The 16,327-nt window shown below is 63.4% G+C and carries 11 protein-coding genes; 5 read left to right on the plus strand and 6 right to left on the minus strand.

Going from position 1 to position 16,327, the window contains the following annotated elements:
* The 5 genes from CA260_RS18060 to CA260_RS18080 all read right to left on the minus strand — a co-directional run.
* Positions 1-95, minus strand: a 95-nt coding sequence (locus tag CA260_RS18060) for a transposase (RefSeq protein ID WP_146745381.1), incomplete at its 3' end; no start/stop codon positions are given.
* 337 nt (positions 96-432) lie between these two features.
* Complete coding sequence (locus tag CA260_RS18065; protein WP_111984466.1) at positions 433-2,520, minus strand: AAA family ATPase; 2,088 nt, start codon at positions 2,518-2,520, stop codon at positions 433-435.
* Between the two features lie 171 nt (positions 2,521-2,691).
* A complete protein-coding gene (locus tag CA260_RS18070; RefSeq protein WP_111984467.1) occupies positions 2,692-3,435 on the minus strand; it encodes an NrdJb in 744 nt (247 codons plus the stop codon).
* A 252-nt stretch (positions 3,436-3,687) separates the two neighbouring features.
* A complete protein-coding gene (locus CA260_RS18075; protein ID WP_191983779.1) occupies positions 3,688-4,254 on the minus strand; it encodes a histidine biosynthesis protein HisIE in 567 nt (188 codons plus the stop codon).
* A gap of 138 nt (positions 4,255-4,392) precedes the next feature.
* Positions 4,393-6,537, minus strand: coding sequence for an adenosylcobalamin-dependent ribonucleoside-diphosphate reductase (locus CA260_RS18080; protein ID WP_111984469.1), 2,145 nt, complete (start codon positions 6,535-6,537; stop codon positions 4,393-4,395).
* A 431-nt stretch (positions 6,538-6,968) separates the two neighbouring features.
* Here CA260_RS18080 and CA260_RS18085 point away from each other — a divergent pair, with 431 nt between their 5' ends.
* From CA260_RS18085 to CA260_RS18100, 4 genes are all read left to right on the plus strand, one after another.
* The gene (locus tag CA260_RS18085) at positions 6,969-8,342 is read left to right on the plus strand and encodes a Do family serine endopeptidase (protein ID WP_111984470.1); all 1,374 of its coding nucleotides are present in this window, start codon (positions 6,969-6,971) and stop codon (positions 8,340-8,342) included.
* A 334-nt stretch (positions 8,343-8,676) separates the two neighbouring features.
* Positions 8,677-9,894: a LysM peptidoglycan-binding domain-containing protein gene (locus CA260_RS18090; RefSeq protein WP_111984471.1), complete on the plus strand. Its 1,218-nt coding sequence runs from the start codon at positions 8,677-8,679 to the stop codon at positions 9,892-9,894.
* 11 nt (positions 9,895-9,905) lie between these two features.
* The gene (locus tag CA260_RS18095) at positions 9,906-10,607 is read left to right on the plus strand and encodes an HAD family hydrolase (protein WP_111984472.1); all 702 of its coding nucleotides are present in this window, start codon (positions 9,906-9,908) and stop codon (positions 10,605-10,607) included.
* 345 nt (positions 10,608-10,952) lie between these two features.
* Positions 10,953-12,329, plus strand: coding sequence for a leucyl aminopeptidase family protein (locus CA260_RS18100; protein ID WP_111984473.1), 1,377 nt, complete (start codon positions 10,953-10,955; stop codon positions 12,327-12,329).
* Positions 12,330-13,517: 1,188 nt separating this feature from the next.
* Here the strand turns inward: CA260_RS18100 and CA260_RS18105 are convergent.
* Positions 13,518-14,120: a DUF4126 domain-containing protein gene (locus CA260_RS18105; protein WP_111984474.1), complete on the minus strand. Its 603-nt coding sequence runs from the start codon at positions 14,118-14,120 to the stop codon at positions 13,518-13,520.
* A 148-nt stretch (positions 14,121-14,268) separates the two neighbouring features.
* Here CA260_RS18105 and CA260_RS18110 point away from each other — a divergent pair, with 148 nt between their 5' ends.
* On the plus strand, positions 14,269-16,005 hold the full coding sequence (locus CA260_RS18110) for a M1 family metallopeptidase (RefSeq protein ID WP_111984475.1): 1,737 nt from the start codon (positions 14,269-14,271) through the stop codon (positions 16,003-16,005).
* Positions 16,006-16,327: the final 322 nt, after the last annotated feature.

Here is a 16,327-nt window from a genome sequence, read left to right on the forward strand (position 1 = left end):
AGTCGCTCGGCCACCTCCGTAACGGGGTAGCCACGCTCGCTAACCTGCTTAACCGCTTCAGCCTTAAACTCGTCAGTGAAACGCTTGCTGGTCATAGATCCTCCGATCCTCAATAGACACTATCAGGTGTCTACGGAATCGGGGGCGTACCACATCGTCTGCGTAACCATTGAGCTCAAGCCATGCGGGCCAGTCCAAGACCAAGTCGCCAGCAGTATCCGGCGGAGCACCGGCCAGATTGGCGGAAAATCTCAGTACACGATATGAGGTGCCGTAGTCGCTTTTAATGCGATACCACTTCCCGTGGGCGCGCCTGCGATCGGCCTTGTCTGGCATCCAGCGATGCGAAATGACCATCCAACCAAGAGGGATGCCAATTCGCTCAGCAAAGGCAGCCGGTGATATCCGTTTGAATCTCCCTTTCATAGGTGCCTAGCTCGCAACATCGATAATCTTCGATAATACATTAACCATTCCAGAGGGCCTATGGCCGTCTTGACTCATCTTCGCCAAGATGAGGTTCCGTAAGGCTTCGTAAGAAACGGTTATGTTCAACTTGGGAACCAATCGTCGAAGAACATCCCTCCCCGGAAATATCTTCATCCAAGACTCGTTCGAAAGACCATCCTGGTAATAGGACCTCCTCTCTTCCGCGAGTGCTCGAAGACTATCTACATTGAGCCCTAACGAAGCCTTGCCTAGCTTCTCCATGGATCGAACAACGGCTGCGGCGGCAGCGCCTGCCAAATCGGGAGAGTTCGGATCAAATTCCGTATTGATGGACCTTACAAGCGCTGTGTTCGCGTATGCAGAGAGATCACGGCGAAGAAGCATGGGCAACGTATCTTTCGCCGCATCCCAAAGAGCTTTGTAGACCCCTTCCTTTGTTAATGCCCTGCCTGGCTCTAGTTCCTTAACTACGCGAAGGATATAGTCCGGCTCGAGGAAATAATTTTCGATGTGGTACACATCCCAACTGAACTGATTCGTGCGTTCAGTCGAAAGAGGTTCACCGTCGCTATCATTGATGCAAAAGAACTTAAGCGGCACCTCTCCCTCGTTTGCGGCCTTTTCAAGGATATCTAGTAGCGCCCTTACTCTCTGCTTGTTCGTCCCGGAGATAAGGTTTGCCTGCTGCCCGACCTCTGGAAACAACGTGGAGACGACTCGCTTATCAAAGTCAGAGTCGCCACCACCTTCGAGAATTATGACCTTTGCACCGGGATGATAAGCGGCCAAATCTCCAACCATATCAATGAGCGCAAGGTCGAGATCCTCCCTCACGGAGAGAGCCTTCAACTGGTTTTCACCAGGAGCAACAGCAGCACATGGAAGCATGTGATACACGTTGTAGGCCTCGCGCCCCACCACCTCCCTCAGCAGCGCGTCCGAATGTGTTACGAGCCATATTTGATTTTCCAGACGTTCACCCAAATTTTTCCTGTAGAACTCAGGCAGCCCACGAATTAGCCTTGGATTCAGATGAAGCTCTGGCTCATCAAGAAGAATTATTGAATAACGAGGGGCCGAGTTCCTGATTCGAAGATATCCATACAAGATCTCTTTTTCGCCAGCACTCAATTCATCGAGATCATGTGTACTGTTCTCACCGATCTTGACAGGAAAAGTCAGAGCTCCTGCTTTAGTGGGCTGCGGTCCCAGGAATACCTTTTCCGGAAAAAATGTCTGAAAGAGCTCTTGCAGAGTCGCGGTCAAGGTCGACTGCGCTGCATCATCAAATCCCGCGCGCTCGGCCAGAATCTCCTTCACATACGAGGCGGCCATTTCGCTCTTTACATTGTTGTACTTGGCCGCATAGTTGTAGAGCGCCGTATGACTTCGCTGCTGATCGTTTGCATCAAGGTTGAGATTTATCCCCTGGACACTTTCCCGTCCGTAGTGGCGCTGCGCCCCATGAAAGTCGATAACACCGATCTGCCGCGGCCTGAAAGTACTAAACACAATGGACAGAGCAATCGAGTTTCTGATTTCAGGAGGCTTTCCGGGCTGAATGCGGAAGCGAGCGTTGATGGTCGGCCTGTTCAATTCGGACATGAGCACCGCATACTCTTGTTCAACTCGACTCGCCACTTCAGCTTCTCGATCTCTAACCTGGGTGGCAAACATGCTTGCCGTCCTACCCCAGGAATAGGCCTCAGGAAGAATTACCTTCCAGATTTTTTCGCGCAGTAGCTCATGCGCATTGTTCGCAATGAAGCTTCGCTCCTCGCTCGCCATCTTAAACTCACATTCGATGACTACATCTCGCTGCGGATTGTTGAAGATCGACGTGAAGTCAGCGGCACTATTCGTTAGGTTGATCTGAAACTCGCCCATCCATTGCTGCCATTCATTTGCCTGGTAACCGCCGTATACCGACTTAACCAATCGAATGGCATCAAAAACACATGATTTGCCCGAGCCGTTCTGGCCGGCGATGATCACGATGCTGCCAAGGTCTTTCATGGAAACATCAGCAATGCCTCGAAAATTTGATATGCGCAGGCTTTCAATCTTCATTGATCATCCCCTTCCATTCGTTACCGAAATTTATCCCACGCTCGATGCGAGAGCTTTTGCACAAAGAATTGCCCAAAGCTTGCGTCCAAATTGACGCAACCAAATCTATAGGCAAAAAAAAGGGGCGTGGAAAACATCCGCCCCTTTCTATTCAAAATTAGCGCGGCAAACTCACCCGCACTTGCTATACCCACAATTCAAGCAAGTCTGGCAGCCGTCCATCAGCACCAGCGCCTGGGTGTTGCACTTGGCGCAGAGGGTGGCGCCGGGCGGGAAGCCATTGGCGTTGGTGGGCTCGGCACTGCCTTCGGCAGCCGGGGCGGCCTTCTTGGGATTGGCGGCAGCTTCATAAGCGGCGCGCTTTTCGGCGATGAGCTTGCGGGTGCTCTCGTCCAGCTCCGGGTCGTGGATCAGGCCGATCATCTTCATGTGCTGCTCGATGACGGTGCCGATCTCGGCGACGATGCTGGGCATGTAGACGCCGCCGGCCTTGAAGTAGCCGCCGCGCGGGTCAAACACGGCCTTCATCTCTTCGACCAAGAAAGTGACGTCGCCGCCCTTGCGGAACACGGCCGACGTGATGCGGGTGAGCGCCACGATCCACTGGAAGTGGTCCATGTTCTTCGAGTTGATGAAGATCTCGAAGGGGCGGCGCTGCTCATATTGCGTGCCGGCGTTGAGCACGATGTCGTTGACGGTGACGTACAACGCGTGCTCGAACAGCGGCGACTTGATCTTGTAGGTGGAGCCGATGAGCGTCTCGGGACGCTCCAGGCTCTCGTGCATCTGGATGACTTCTGCCTTGGGCGCCTCTTTGGCAGCCGGGGCGGCAGGGGTTGCGACGGGCGCGGCGGCCTTGTCCTCGGGCTTGACGACGTTGTAGCCCTTGATCTTCTTTTCGATCTTGATCGCCATGGTGTGTGCTTCTTTTTCGAGTCTTGAGGGGCGCTAACAGAACCTTGGGGTCCGGGCCTGGGTTTCCAACAGCTTTAGGGGCTGGGGCCTGGCGCGGATTGGGGCCTTGAGGCGCTGGATTCCGGCCTGCGCCGGAATGACGGCCTTAACGAAGGCGTCCGTGTCCTGGGTTTGGTAGCGACGTCCTGGCGGCGCGCGTCGCTGGAAACAATCCGGCCCGGCGTTTGTCGCCGGGCCGGACCGGATTACAACTTACTTGCGGCGGGCGGCTTTCTTGGCCGGCTTGCGCACGGCCTTCTTCACGCCTGCCTTCTTGCTGGCAGTGGACCTCTTGACCGCCTTGGCGGCCTTCTTACCGGCGGCCTTGCGGGCCGTCTTCTTGACTGCGGCCTTCTTGGCCGTCTTCTTGCTGCTGACCTTGCGAGCAACCTTCTTGGCGGCCGACTTGCGCACGGCCTTCTTGGCGACCTTGCGAGCGACCTTCTTGGCGGCGGCCTTCTTCACCACGCGCTTCTTGGCGGCGGCCTTCTTGGCGACCTTGCGGGCGCCCTTCTTGGCAGCGGCCTTCTTCACGGCCTTCTTGGCGACCTTTTTAGCGGCAGCCTTCTTCACGGTCTTCTTGGCAGCCTTCTTGGCGGTCTTCTTGGCCGAAGCCTTCTTGACTGCCTTCTTAGCTGCCGCCTTCTTGGCCGGAGCTGCCTTCTTGGCCGGAGCCGACTTCTTCTTGGCACGGGCCTTCTTGGGGGCGGCTGCCGAGGTCACTTCGACCACGGGAACCTCCACCGGCGCGTCAACAACCTGTGCGGCTTCTTCTTTCACTTCGAAATCAGTATCGATAGACATGCGGGTAATCCCCTCCGACGTGGATTTGGATCTTGTAGTGAGCCTTGCCTCAAGGCATCCGGAACGACTCTTACAAGCGTGCCGGAACCTGAGTACCAGGTCCCGGCGACGATATTAGAACTTTCCGTAATACCCTTCCTTCAAGGCATCGAACAAATTGGCGGCCGTGTGCATTTCGCCGTCGTACTCCACTTCTTCGTTGCCTTTCAGTTCCACAACGCTACCGTCTTCCAATTCGAAGCGGTAGAGGGTGCTCTCAAGATCGGCTTCCTTCACCAGCACGCCCTGGAATGCAGCGGGGTTGAAACGGAAGGTGGTGCAGCCCTTGAGGCCCTGCTTGTAAGCGTAGAAGTAGATGTCCTTGAAGTCTTCGTAGGGATAGTCGGTGGGGACGTTGGCCGTCTTGGAGATGGACGAATCGACCCAGCGCTGCGCGGCAGCCTGGATGTCGACGTGCTCCTTGGGCGAGATGTCGTCGGCGGCCACGAAGTATTCGGGCAGCTTGGACTTCGGGTCGTCGGAGAACGGCAGCGCGTCGGCGTTGATGAGCGCGCGGTAGGCCAGCAGCTCGTAGCTGTAGACCTCCACCTTTTCCTTGGTCTTGCGGCCCTCGCGGATCACGTTGCGCGAGTAGTGATGGGCAAAGCTGGGCTCGATGCCGTTGCTGGCGTTGTTGGCCAGCGACAGCGAGATGGTGCCGGTGGGCGCGATGGAGCTGTGGTGGGTGAAGCGGGCGCCGGTTTCGGCGAGCTCGGCCACCAGGTTCGGGGCCACTTCGGCCACGCGCTGCATGTAGCGGCTGTACTTGGCGTGCAGCACGCGGCCGGGGATGGTGTCGCCGACTTTGTAGCCGTCGGTGACCATCTCGGGGCGCTTGCGCAGCATGTCGCCGGTGACGGTGTAGTCACGCGCCAGCACCGGTGCCGGGCCCTTCTCCTTGGCGAGGTCGAGGGCAACTTCCCAGCCGGCCACGGCCATCTCGCGGGAGACGTCCTCGGTGAAGGACACGGACTCGGCGGTGCCGTAGCGCATCTTGAGCATGGTGAGCGTGGTGCCCAGGCCCAGGAAGCCCATGCCGTGGCGACGCTTGGAGAGGATCTCGTTGCGCTGCTGCTCGAGCGGCAGGCCGTTGATCTCCACCACGTTGTCGAGCATGCGGGTGAACACCTTGACCACTTCGCGGTATTCGTCCCAGTCGAAGCGGGCCTTGGGGCCGAACGGGTCGCGCACGAAGGTGGTGAGGTTGACCGAGCCCAGCAGGCACGATCCGTACGGCGGCAGGGGCTGCTCGCCGCAGGGGTTGGTGGCGCGGATGTGCTCGCACCACCAGTTGTTGTTCATCTCGTTGACCTTGTCGATCAGGATGAAGCCCGGCTCGGCGAAGTCATAGGTGGACACCATGATCATGTCCCACAGGTGCCGCGCGCGGATGTGGCCGTAGATCTTGCAGGCGACCAGGCCGTCTTCGCGCTCCACGTAGTTTTCGTGGGTGGGCCATTCGCGCCACACGACCTTGGCGGGATCGTTGAGGTCGATCTCGTCCTGTTCCTTGACGTGCACCGGGAACACCATCGGCCAGTCCTGGTCGTGCTCCACCGCCTGCATGAAGCCGTCGGTGATGAGCAGGGACAGGTTGAACTGGCGCAGGCGGCCGTCTTCGCGCTTGGCGCGGATGAATTCCTTCACGTCCGGGTGGCTCACGTCGAACGTGCCCATCTGCGCGCCGCGGCGACCGCCGGCGGACGAGACGGTGAAGCACATCTTGTCGTAGATATCCATGAAGGAAAGCGGGCCGGAGGTGTAGGCACCCGCACCCGACACGTACGCGCCGCGCGGACGCAGCGTGGAGAACTCGTAGCCGATGCCGCAACCGGCCTTCAGCGTGAGGCCGGCCTCGTGCACCTTCTCCAGGATGTCGTCCATGGAGTCACGGATGGTGCCCGACACCGTGCAGTTGATGGTGGAGGTGGCCGGCTTGTGCTCCAGCGCGCCCGCGTTGGAGGTGATGCGGCCCGCGGGAATGGCGCCGCGGCGCAGCGCCCACAGGAAGCGTTCGTTCCAGTGCTCGCGCAGCTCGGGGGTGGTTTCCACTTCGGAAAGAGCGCGGGCGACGCGCTGGTAGGTTTCGTCGACACTGCCGTCGACGGGCTCGCCGGACTTCGCCTTGAGACGGTACTTCTTGTCCCAGATGTCGTAGGACGCCGGCTGCAGCGGAATGGTGGTGTCGCGATTTACGGCTGGTGCACGCATGGTGCTCATCGGCTTCCTGACCTCCCGGTACGGCCTTTCGGCCCCGTGTTGGTTTCTTGTTTTATTCGGCTATGCCGCTCGCGTCAGTCACGTGCCGGAGAAACCACATAGCCAGCACACTGCCCGACCTTTGCGCTCCCTGCCTGACCTTCGACAACTCCCCCAAGGCCGCATCCCCTGACACCAGCTCTTGGGTTTATTACCAGCGTCGTCACACAAGATGTTGTGGTCGCGAACGGAAGGGAAAGTTACCCCTCGGATGGTTGGTTGTAAAGTCTTTCCACGCGTCTTCGTTCCTGTTCCCAGGCTTGCTGCGAACGCATCCGTGGGATGCGTTGGGCATCGCGGTAGGCAACGGAGCAAAGGCCTGCGTCGCTGAGGAACCGCGCGCCGTGTTGCGAGTCGAACGACCGCCGATTCAAAGAGAAAAAGGAGCTTCCATGCTTGCTCGTGTTGCCCGCCGATGGGCTGCCTTGAGTCTTTTTGCTGCCGCCGCCTTGCCGTTTGCCGGACACGCCGCGGCGTTGCCGCCCGTGGTCGACGGGCAACCGTTGCCCTCGCTGGCGCCGATGCTGGAGAAGGTGACGCCGGCGGTGGTGAACATCTCCACCAAGACGCGGGTGCAGGTGCGCGACCCGTTCTTCGAGGATCCGGTGTTCCGCCAGTTCTTCGGCCTGCAGGGTTCGCCGCGCGAGCGCGTGGAGCAGAGCCTGGGTTCGGGCGTGATCGTGGACGCGGCCAAGGGCTACGTGCTCACCAACAACCACGTGGTGGGCGGCGCCGACGACATCACCGTGACCCTGCAGGACGGTCGCGACGTGAAGGGCAAGCTGGTGGGCACCGATCCGGAGACCGACCTGGCGGTGGTGCAGATCCAGGCGACCGGCCTGGCCGCGCTGCCGATGGCCGACTCCGGCAAGCTTCGCGTGGGCGATTTCGTGGTGGCGGTGGGCGACCCGTTCGGGCTGGGCCAGACGGTGACGTCGGGCATCGTCTCCGCGCTGAGCCGCTCGGGCCTGGGCGGCACGGGCTACCAGAACTACATCCAGACCGACGCGTCGATCAATCCGGGCAACTCCGGCGGTGCGCTGGTGAACCTGCGCGGCGAGCTGGTGGGCATCAACACCATGATCATCTCGCCCTCGGGTGGCAACGTGGGCATCGGTTTCGCCATCCCGACCAACCTGGCCGGCGAGGTGATGCAGCAGCTGATCGCGCACGGCAAGGTCAATCGCGGCAACCTGGGCCTGGAGGCGCAGGACATCACTCCGCGCATCGCCAAGGTGCTGGGCCTGAAGGACACCAAGGGCGTGGTGGTGACGCGCGTGACCGGCGGCTCGGCGGCCGACACCGCCAGCATCGAAGTGGGCGACGTGATCACCGCGATCGACGGCAAGCCGCTGCGCAGCGCGCAGGAGCTGCGCAACGCCGAGGGCCTGATGCCGATCGGCTCCACCATGAAGCTCACCGTGCAGCGCAACGGCACCAGCAAGGACGTGGTCGCCAAGCTCGCGCCGGAGAAGCTGGCCACCGTCGATGGCGCCAAGCTCGACCCGCGGTTGACCGGCGTGACCTTCACTGAGCTCTCGCAGAGCATGCGCAGCCAGGGCGTTGCCGGCGTGGGTGTGAGCGCGGTGCGCGCGGGCAGCCGTGCGGCGCAGGCGGGCTTGCAGCCGGACGACATCGTGATCGGCGTGGGCAACCTGCGCGTGCCCGACATGCGCACGCTGCAGAAGCTTTCCGGCGTGAATCCGCGCCAGCTGGTGCTGGTGGTGTCGGGCGACGACGGCGTGCGCTACGTGGACATCCGCTGAGTGATGGCCGCTTCGTCGTCCTGGCGAGCCGGGATGACGAAGCCCTTGGCATGGGCGATGTGAGCCGCGACACGCTCGGCCCGCACCGCCCATGCGCCTGCCAAACCGTCGCATTCCAGCTGCGACGGTATTTGCCGAGCTGAGACGAATAACCGCCCATGAACGATAGGAGGACATCGTGCGCGGCATCGCGTTTTTCCGGGCGGCAGGCCTTCGCACTAGCTTGATGTTTGGGGCTGAGCTGGCTGAAATACCCGGGTTACATCATTCCCTGCACGCGCGCCCGGAACGGCGGCCTGCGGACCACCTTCAGCACTCGGGGTTCCCAACCGCCATGTCATCACGCATTTCCCGCCTTTTCATCGTCGCGCTGTTTACCGCATGCGCGGCCACCGGCGCACTCGCCGCCGGCAAGACCAAGACGCCCGCCAAGTCGAGCAAGGCCGCTGCCCTGCCCTCGCTGGTCTGGCGTGGTGACTACGCCACCGCGCGCGGCGTGGTCGACGACGTGGCCAAGGCCTGGGAAAAGAGCGGCAAGGGCCGCATCGAGATCGAACCGTTCAACACTGCCTCGGGCCTCGACGCCGTGGCGCACGGCATGGCCGACGTGGCCGGCAGCGCACGCGGCAGCGCGGGCGGCACCGAGACCGACCTGCAGTTCATGCCGGTGGCGTACGACGCGCTGGTGATGATCACGCATCCGTCGAACCCGGCGACCAGCCTTACCCCGAAGCAGCTGCACGACATCTACTACGGCAAGATCACCAACTGGAAGGACGTGGGCGGCAAGGACTCGCCGATCAACCTGTACGCGGTGGCAAGCCCGGGTGACGGCGTGGAATACAGCCTGCGCCGCCTGCTGTTCGGCCGCGGCAACCAGCCGGTGGCCGCGCCGCGCCTGTACGTCAACACGGCCAAGCTGGAAGAGGCGGTGACGCTGGATCCGAATGCGCTGGGCGTGACCACGCTCTCGGGCGTGGCGACCAACAGCAAGGTGAAGATGGTCAGCGTCAACGGCGTGCGCCCGAGCCTGGCCACCGTCACCGACGGCAGCTACATCTTCTACACCCCGCTGTACCTCGTGACCAACGCGAACAGCCCGAAGGCAGCGCTGATCCAGCAGTTCATGGAATTCCTGCACACCGATACGGTGAAGGCGCTGGCCCGCCAGCACCAGCTGGTGCCGTACTCCGATGCGCCGGAACTGGCCGCCAACGACACGGCCCGTCGCGAGAAGATCCTCGCCGACATCGGCATCAAGATGCAGGTGGAACCGACCCCGGCCCCGCCGGTGCTCGCCGCGCCGGGTGCGACCTATGCCTCGGCCTCGGCCACCGCGCCGACCTCGGAGCGCGCGCTGGAAGCCAGGCAGGCGGTGGAATCGCGCAAGGCCGCTGCGGCGTCCGGCGAAACCCACAAGGTCGCCAAGGGTGAAACGCTGTCGACCATCGCCCAGAAGTACTCGGTGACGGTTGCCCAGCTGAAGGACTGGAACCACCTGAGCAGCGACAACCTGAAGGCCGACCAGGTACTGCAGGTCAGCGGCAACTGATCGGCCGCGGCGTGCGCATCCGCGCCCTCACGCTCGATCTGGACGATACCCTGTGGCCGGTGCTGCCGGCCCTGGAACGCGCGGATCGCGATGTGGACGCGTACCTGCGCCAGCACTATCCCAACGTGGCACGCGCATGGCCCATCCCGGCCATGCGCGCTCTGCGCGCCGAGGTCGCCGCCGAGCGCACCGATCTCGCCCACGATTTCACCGCACAGCGCCACCTGACCATCCAGCGCGCCTTTGCCCACTGTGGCATCGACGAGGCGCCGGTGGAGGCGTTGTGGGAGATCTACTTCTCCGCGCGCAACAGCGTGGAGTTTTTCCCCGAGAGCATGCCGGCGCTGCAGCGCATCGCCGGGCGCTGGCCGATCGCCAGCCTCACCAACGGCAACGCCGACCTCGACCGCATCGGCATCCGCGCGCACTTCGCGCATCACGTGTGCGCCCGCGATACGGGCGTGCCGAAGCCTGATCCACGCATCTTTCTTGTCGCCGCGGAACGGCTGGGCTTGCTGCCTGCCGAGATCCTGCACGTGGGCGACGACCCCGAGCTGGATGTGGTCGGTGCGCGCGAGGCGGGGTTGCGCACGGCGTGGGTCAATCGTGCGGGTCATCCGTGGCCGGGTGCGCTGGGGCGGGCGCCCGACATCGATGTGCGGCATATGGGGGAATTGGTGGACTGGTTGGAGGCGTCGCTCCGCGCCGATTGAAAGCACTCGGGCAGGGATGCGCCAAACCTCGAAACCTTTCTTCACGCCTCCAGCCGTCATTCCGGCGTAGGCCGGAGGCGCTCTAGAACAGCCGAGGGCTGGTCATCCAGCAGCCGCGGGATGGGGTTTCGCTGCAAGCCTCATTTGCTCGCCAAACGTCGACGCGTTCGCGACAACCCTGCTTGATCGCCACTAGATTCCGGCCTGCGCCGGAATGACGGTTGTGAGGGGGAGCGGTAGCCGTAGCGCGCATGGACGCCCTCGCTCGCCCGTCGCGCCAAAAGCGCGCATCATTAAGCATCTTTCGTCTGTCCACGACGCACGGTGCGTCGCGCAAGGAACTTCATGTCCGTCCTGATCGAACGCAAGTCCAGCGATCGCAGCATCGCCATCGAGACCACCGACGCCACCCACTTCGCCGCCACCAAACGTCGACTCACCGCCGCCCAGCGGCAGTGGCTGGGATCGTTCGGCTTCGAAGCCTCGCCGGGCACGTTCGCGATGCTTCCCGATGAAGGCGGCAAGCTGGTACGCGTGCTGGTGGGCGTGGACGCCGCCGATCCGTTGGGTGCGATGGGTGCGCTCGCGCGCGGCCTGCCCGAGGCGACCTATCACCTTGCCGACGAGGGCGTGCTGAAGGATCGCCTGCAGGCGGCGCTGGGCTGGGCGCTGGGCGCCTATGAATTCACCCGCTACCGCAAGGCGCGCCGCGCGCCGGCGAAGCTGGCGATTCCCGCCGCCGACCTGAAGTTGCTCGCGCCGCTGGTGGAAGCGACCACGCAGGTGCGCGACCTGGTCAACACGCCTACCGAAGACATGGGCCCCAAGCACCTCGCCGATGCGGTGAAGCAGCTGGGCAAGACGCACAAGGCGAAATTCCGCGAGTGGGTGGGCGACGAGCTGCTCGACGCCAATTTCCCCACCATCCACGCCGTGGGCCGCGCCAGCCATCGCGCGCCGCGCCTGGTCGAACTCACCTGGGGCAAGGCCAGCGATCCGAAGATCGCCGTGGTCGGCAAGGGCGTGTGCTTCGACACCGGCGGCCTCGACCTCAAGCCGGCCGACGGCATGCGCTGGATGAAGAAGGACATGGGCGGCGCCGCGCACGCGATCGCGCTGGCCGGACTGATCATGCAGGCGAAGCTGCCGGTGCGTTTGCAGCTGTTGATTCCCGCGGTGGAGAACGCCGTATCGGGCGCCGCGATGCGGCCGGGCGAAGTGATCACCACGCGCGCGGGCATCACCGTGGAAGTGGACAACACCGACGCCGAAGGCCGCCTGGTGCTGTGCGACGCGCTGACCTACGCGGCGGAGCAGAAGCCCGAACTCATCATCGACTTCGCCACCCTGACGGGCGCTGCGCGCGTCGCGTTGGGTCCCGACCTGCCGGCGCTGTTCGCCAACCATGATGACCTTGCCGACCAGGTGCTCGCCGCCGGCCGCAACGTCAACGACCCGCTGTGGCGCCTGCCGTTGTGGCGTCCGTACCGCAAGATGCTGGAGTCGTATCTGGCGGACATGGCCAACTCCGGTGCTTCGCGGCATGCGGGCGCGATCACCGCGGCGTTGTATCTGGAGCGGTTTGTGCCTGAGACGACGCCGTGGCTGCATCTGGATACGTATGCGTGGAACGACGCCGACCGACCGGGGCGGCCGCGGGGTGGCGAGGCGCTGGGATTGCGGGCGTTCTTTGCGTTTTTGCAGAAGAGGTATGGGGGCTGATGCGGCCCTCGCGAGCGTGATGCGCGGTGCGATGCCATCGCCCCTTCTGCGCCCTCCCCTGTAGGAGCGCACCCAGTGCGCGACAGCCTTTCGCCACGGTCTTCATTGTTCGTCGTTCCGGCGAAGGCCGGAACCCAGAGCCTCGGTTTCTGGTTGTCGCGCTATCGCCACCGGGCTCGCCTGCGACCGAAGGGAGTCCCCATGGGACAGGGGCGGGCTTCCGAGCCGCTGCCGCGGCCCGAGTCACTTCTCTTTGCTTGCTCGCGCGCGTAGGAGCGCGTGCGAACGGCGAAGCCGGCCCGCACGCGGGGAGGCGCCATGAATGGCGCCGGCTTTGAGGAGCGAGGAAGGGCGAAGGGTAGGATGCCCTGAGTCAAGAAAAGTAACCAAAAGAAAGAGCACCCCGCGTGGCGCTGGCCGGGCTGCGCCCAGCCAGTCCGTGAGGGGCGGCCGGGCTTTTCGACCGGGCTCCTGTCCGGACGAAAAGTGCCCGACGTCCTGTCGGGCACCCCTGCGGGGCCTGATCGTCCACCCCTCACCGCCCCACAGGGGCCCCGGAAAGGCTCGTGCCGCTGCGCGGCACATCGCGATGCGCAGTCGCTTTGCTCGTTGTGGGAGCGCACCCTGTGCGCGACCGCAGAGGTCATCGTCGACGCCGATCGCGCACTGGGTGCGCTCCTACAGGGACGAGCCCCCGCTCTTGGCTCTGGCTCGTGACCTCCGGGCCCCTATGCCGCGGCGGGCGGGTGGAGGAAAGCCCGAAGGGTGGCCGGCAGGACGCCGGCCAGTTTGTCGTCAGGGCAGGATGCCCTGTCGACAAACCCCGTAACCCGCCCGCGAACCTTCCGGGCATAAGCCCGGAAGGCGCGGCATCGGGGTGGCCTTTCTCTTGGTTACTTCTCTTTACTCCGGGCGTCCTGCCCTCCGCCCTTCGGGCCGGCTTCGCCGTTCGCACGCGCTCCTGCGCGTGCGTGGCCACGCAAAGAGAAGTGACCCGGCAGCCGGCAGGCCGGCGGAAGCCCGCCGCAGGCGAGCCCGCTGGCGATATCGAGACAACCATAAACCGAGGCTCTGGATCCCGGCCTACGCCGGGATGACGATCATGTAAACCGAGGCGAAAGGCGGTCGCGCACAGGGTGCGCTCCCACAACGGCGAAGGGGCCCAAGGGGAAACAAACAAGACTCACGCTACGCGCGTGACGACGCCCCCACTCCCCGCAACCGGCGCGCCAGCACCCTCAACCCTCTCAGAATCTTCGGTACCAACCACAACAGCAACACCACGAAGATCCCGAGCAGCACGAGGAACACCGCCGGGTGCTGCCACATCAGATACATGCCGCCGAGCCAGGAAATGTCTTCGCCCGCGCTGGCGCCCCAGTTGCTGAAGGGTTCGGGTGACGTGTTGATCAGCGCGCGGCCACCCGTTTTCGCCAGATGCGTGCCTGAGGCCATCGCGCCGCCAAGCAACGCGGCGGCAAACTGCGCGCCAGTGCCGGAGTCGCGGAACACGCCCCACGCCAGCAACGCACCGGCGGGAACGCGCACGAAGGTGTGGATTGCATCCCACGCGCTGTCGAACGCAGGCACCTTGTCGGCCACGAACTCGCCGACCGCCAGCGCGCCCGACGTCACCAGCACCCAGGTGTCGGTGAGCATGCTCAAACCATCGGGCAGGTGCACATAACCCAGCCGACCCAGCAGGCCGGCGATGAAGACCGTGGCGTAGAGGCGGAAGCCGCTGGCCCAGGAGAGGCCACCGGCCAACGCGAGGTTTTGCAACATGTCCATGAGTTGTCCCTCGTCCGCAGGCCGCCCAAGCATGCGCGCCGCGGATGGCCAGTCACAAGCGCACGAACCTGACCCATGACTTTCGGCGATGCCGCCCGCGCGCCCGGGCTGTCATCCTGCGGGTTTGACCAGAAACAGGGGATCGCCCATGACGACACCGCGCCTGCTCTCTCTCGCCTTGTGCGCCGCGCTTGCTTCCTTCGCCCATGCGGACGACGCCAAGCCCGCCACGCAGCCACCGCTCAGCGAGCAGACGATTCGTTCCGGCGGCACCATGCCGGCCGAGCAGGCGCGCCTGCACTTCGATCATGCGGAGCTGCACTTCGACGTCAACATCGACCAGCAGAGCCTGGATGCGTCCGCCAAGCTGACCTTCAGCGCGCGCGAGGCGACCGGCGTGCTGCTGCTCGACCTGGACCACAACTACGCGATCAGCCGCGTGTCGGTGGATGGCAAGGTGTTGGCGACGGATCAGTGGAGCAATCCGGATGGCCGTCTGGCCATCCATCTGCCCAAGCCGTTGGCCAAGGGCGGCAAGACCACCGTGGAGATCCGTTACGGCGGCAAGCCGCACGTGGCGAAGAAGGCGCCGTGGGATGGCGGCTTCGTGTGGTCCAAGACCGAAGACGGCCAGCCGTGGGTCGCCAGCGCAGTGGAAGGTGAAGGCTGCGACCTGTTCTGGCCGTGCATCGACCACCCGATGGGCAAGCCGGACCTGGTGGATACCTATGTCACCGTGCCGAAGTCGCTGGCGGCGCCGGGCAACGGCGTGCTGGTGGACATCAAGGAGCACGGCGCCATGCACACCTATCACTGGCGCGCCAAGCATCCGACCACGTACGCGATCTCGCTCAACATCGGTCCGTTCGACGTCATCAAGGGCGACTACCACAGCCGCTACGGCAACACGATCCCGATGCAGATGTGGTACCTGCGCGGCCACGAAGCGCAGGCGAAGCAGCTGTTCGGCGAGTTCCCGCGCATGCTCGACTTCTTCGAGCAGGAGATCGGCCCCTACCCGTTCGGCGACGAGAAGATGGGCGTGGTGGAAACGCCGCACCTGGGCATGGAGCACCAGACCATCAACGCCTACGGCAACGGCTATCCGCGCAGCCAGTACGGTTTCGACTGGCTGCTGCAGCACGAGTTCTCGCATGAGTGGTTCGGCAACCAGGTGACCAATGCCGACTGGGACGACATGTGGATCCACGAGGGTTTCGGCACCTACATGCAGCCGCTGTACGGCCAGTACCTGTATGGCGACATGCCGTACTTCTCGATGCTGCAGGACGAGCGCTCGATGGTGCGCAACGCGTTCCCGATCGTGGCTGGTCGCAGCCAGTTCGAGCACGAGGTGTACGACGCCGATCATGGCCCGGGCAACGACATCTACTACAAGGGTTCGCTGATGCTGCACACGCTGCGTCAGCTGATCGGCGACCAGGCGTTCTTCGACAGCACGCGCCGGCTGGTCTATGGACGTCCGGATCCCAAGCCGGGCAACTTCACGCCGCACTACGCCACCACGCGCGAGTACATCGACATCGTGAACCAGGTGACCGGGCGCGACATGCGTTGGTTCTTCGACGTCTATCTCTACGAATCAGCACTGCCGACGCTGGAGACGCGCCAGGACGGCAACACGCTGCGCCTGCATTGGCAGGTGCCGCATGACAAGCCGTTCCCGATGCCGGTGGAAGTACTGGTGGGCGACAAGCTGGTGACGTTGCCGATGGCGGATGGCAACGGCAGCGTGGAGGCGCCGGCGGGCACGCGGGTGATCGTCGATCCGCACACCAAGGTGCTGCGCGACATGCCGCATTTCACCGAATACCTGCAGTGGAAGAAGGAGCAGGCGGCGAAGAAGGCAAAGGCGGCGAAATAAGTCGGCCCGCATTCTTCAGTGTAGGAGCGCACCCAGTGCGCGACCGCGGCATTGCTGTTTGCTGCGGTATTGGGTTGTCGCGACCGCCATCAACAGAGATGAAGGTGGATCTCTGCGGTCGCGCACTGGGTGCGCTCCTACACAGGTCCGGCGAGCGGAAGGGTTCCGAGCCGAGGCGTCGACCTCCCGCGCGACCGTTGACTGAGGCTGGACGCGTGGGACCGCGGTCGCGCACAGGGTGCGCTCCCACAAAAAGCGCGGGGCTAGTGTGGAGGCTGACGCGAAGTGTTATCGCGCACTGGGTGCGCTCCTACAGTTGAAG

It is taken from the genome of Dyella jiangningensis (assembly GCF_003264855.1).
Taxonomy (GTDB): Bacteria; Pseudomonadota; Gammaproteobacteria; order Xanthomonadales; family Rhodanobacteraceae; genus Dyella; species Dyella jiangningensis_C.

Coding starts and splice junctions, on each gene's coding strand:
- CA260_RS18065 (WP_111984466.1), bottom strand. CDS start 2,520: ATGAAGATTGAAAGCCTGCGCATATCAAATTTTCGAGGCATTGCTGAT.
- CA260_RS18070 (WP_111984467.1), bottom strand. CDS start 3,435: ATGGCGATCAAGATCGAAAAGAAGATCAAGGGCTACAACGTCGTCAAG.
- CA260_RS18080 (WP_111984469.1), bottom strand. CDS start 6,537: ATGAGCACCATGCGTGCACCAGCCGTAAATCGCGACACCACCATTCCG.
- CA260_RS18085 (WP_111984470.1), top strand. CDS start 6,969: ATGCTTGCTCGTGTTGCCCGCCGATGGGCTGCCTTGAGTCTTTTTGCT.
- CA260_RS18090 (WP_111984471.1), top strand. CDS start 8,677: ATGTCATCACGCATTTCCCGCCTTTTCATCGTCGCGCTGTTTACCGCA.
- CA260_RS18100 (WP_111984473.1), top strand. CDS start 10,953: ATGTCCGTCCTGATCGAACGCAAGTCCAGCGATCGCAGCATCGCCATC.
- CA260_RS18105 (WP_111984474.1), bottom strand. CDS start 14,120: ATGGACATGTTGCAAAACCTCGCGTTGGCCGGTGGCCTCTCCTGGGCC.
- CA260_RS18110 (WP_111984475.1), top strand. CDS start 14,269: ATGACGACACCGCGCCTGCTCTCTCTCGCCTTGTGCGCCGCGCTTGCT.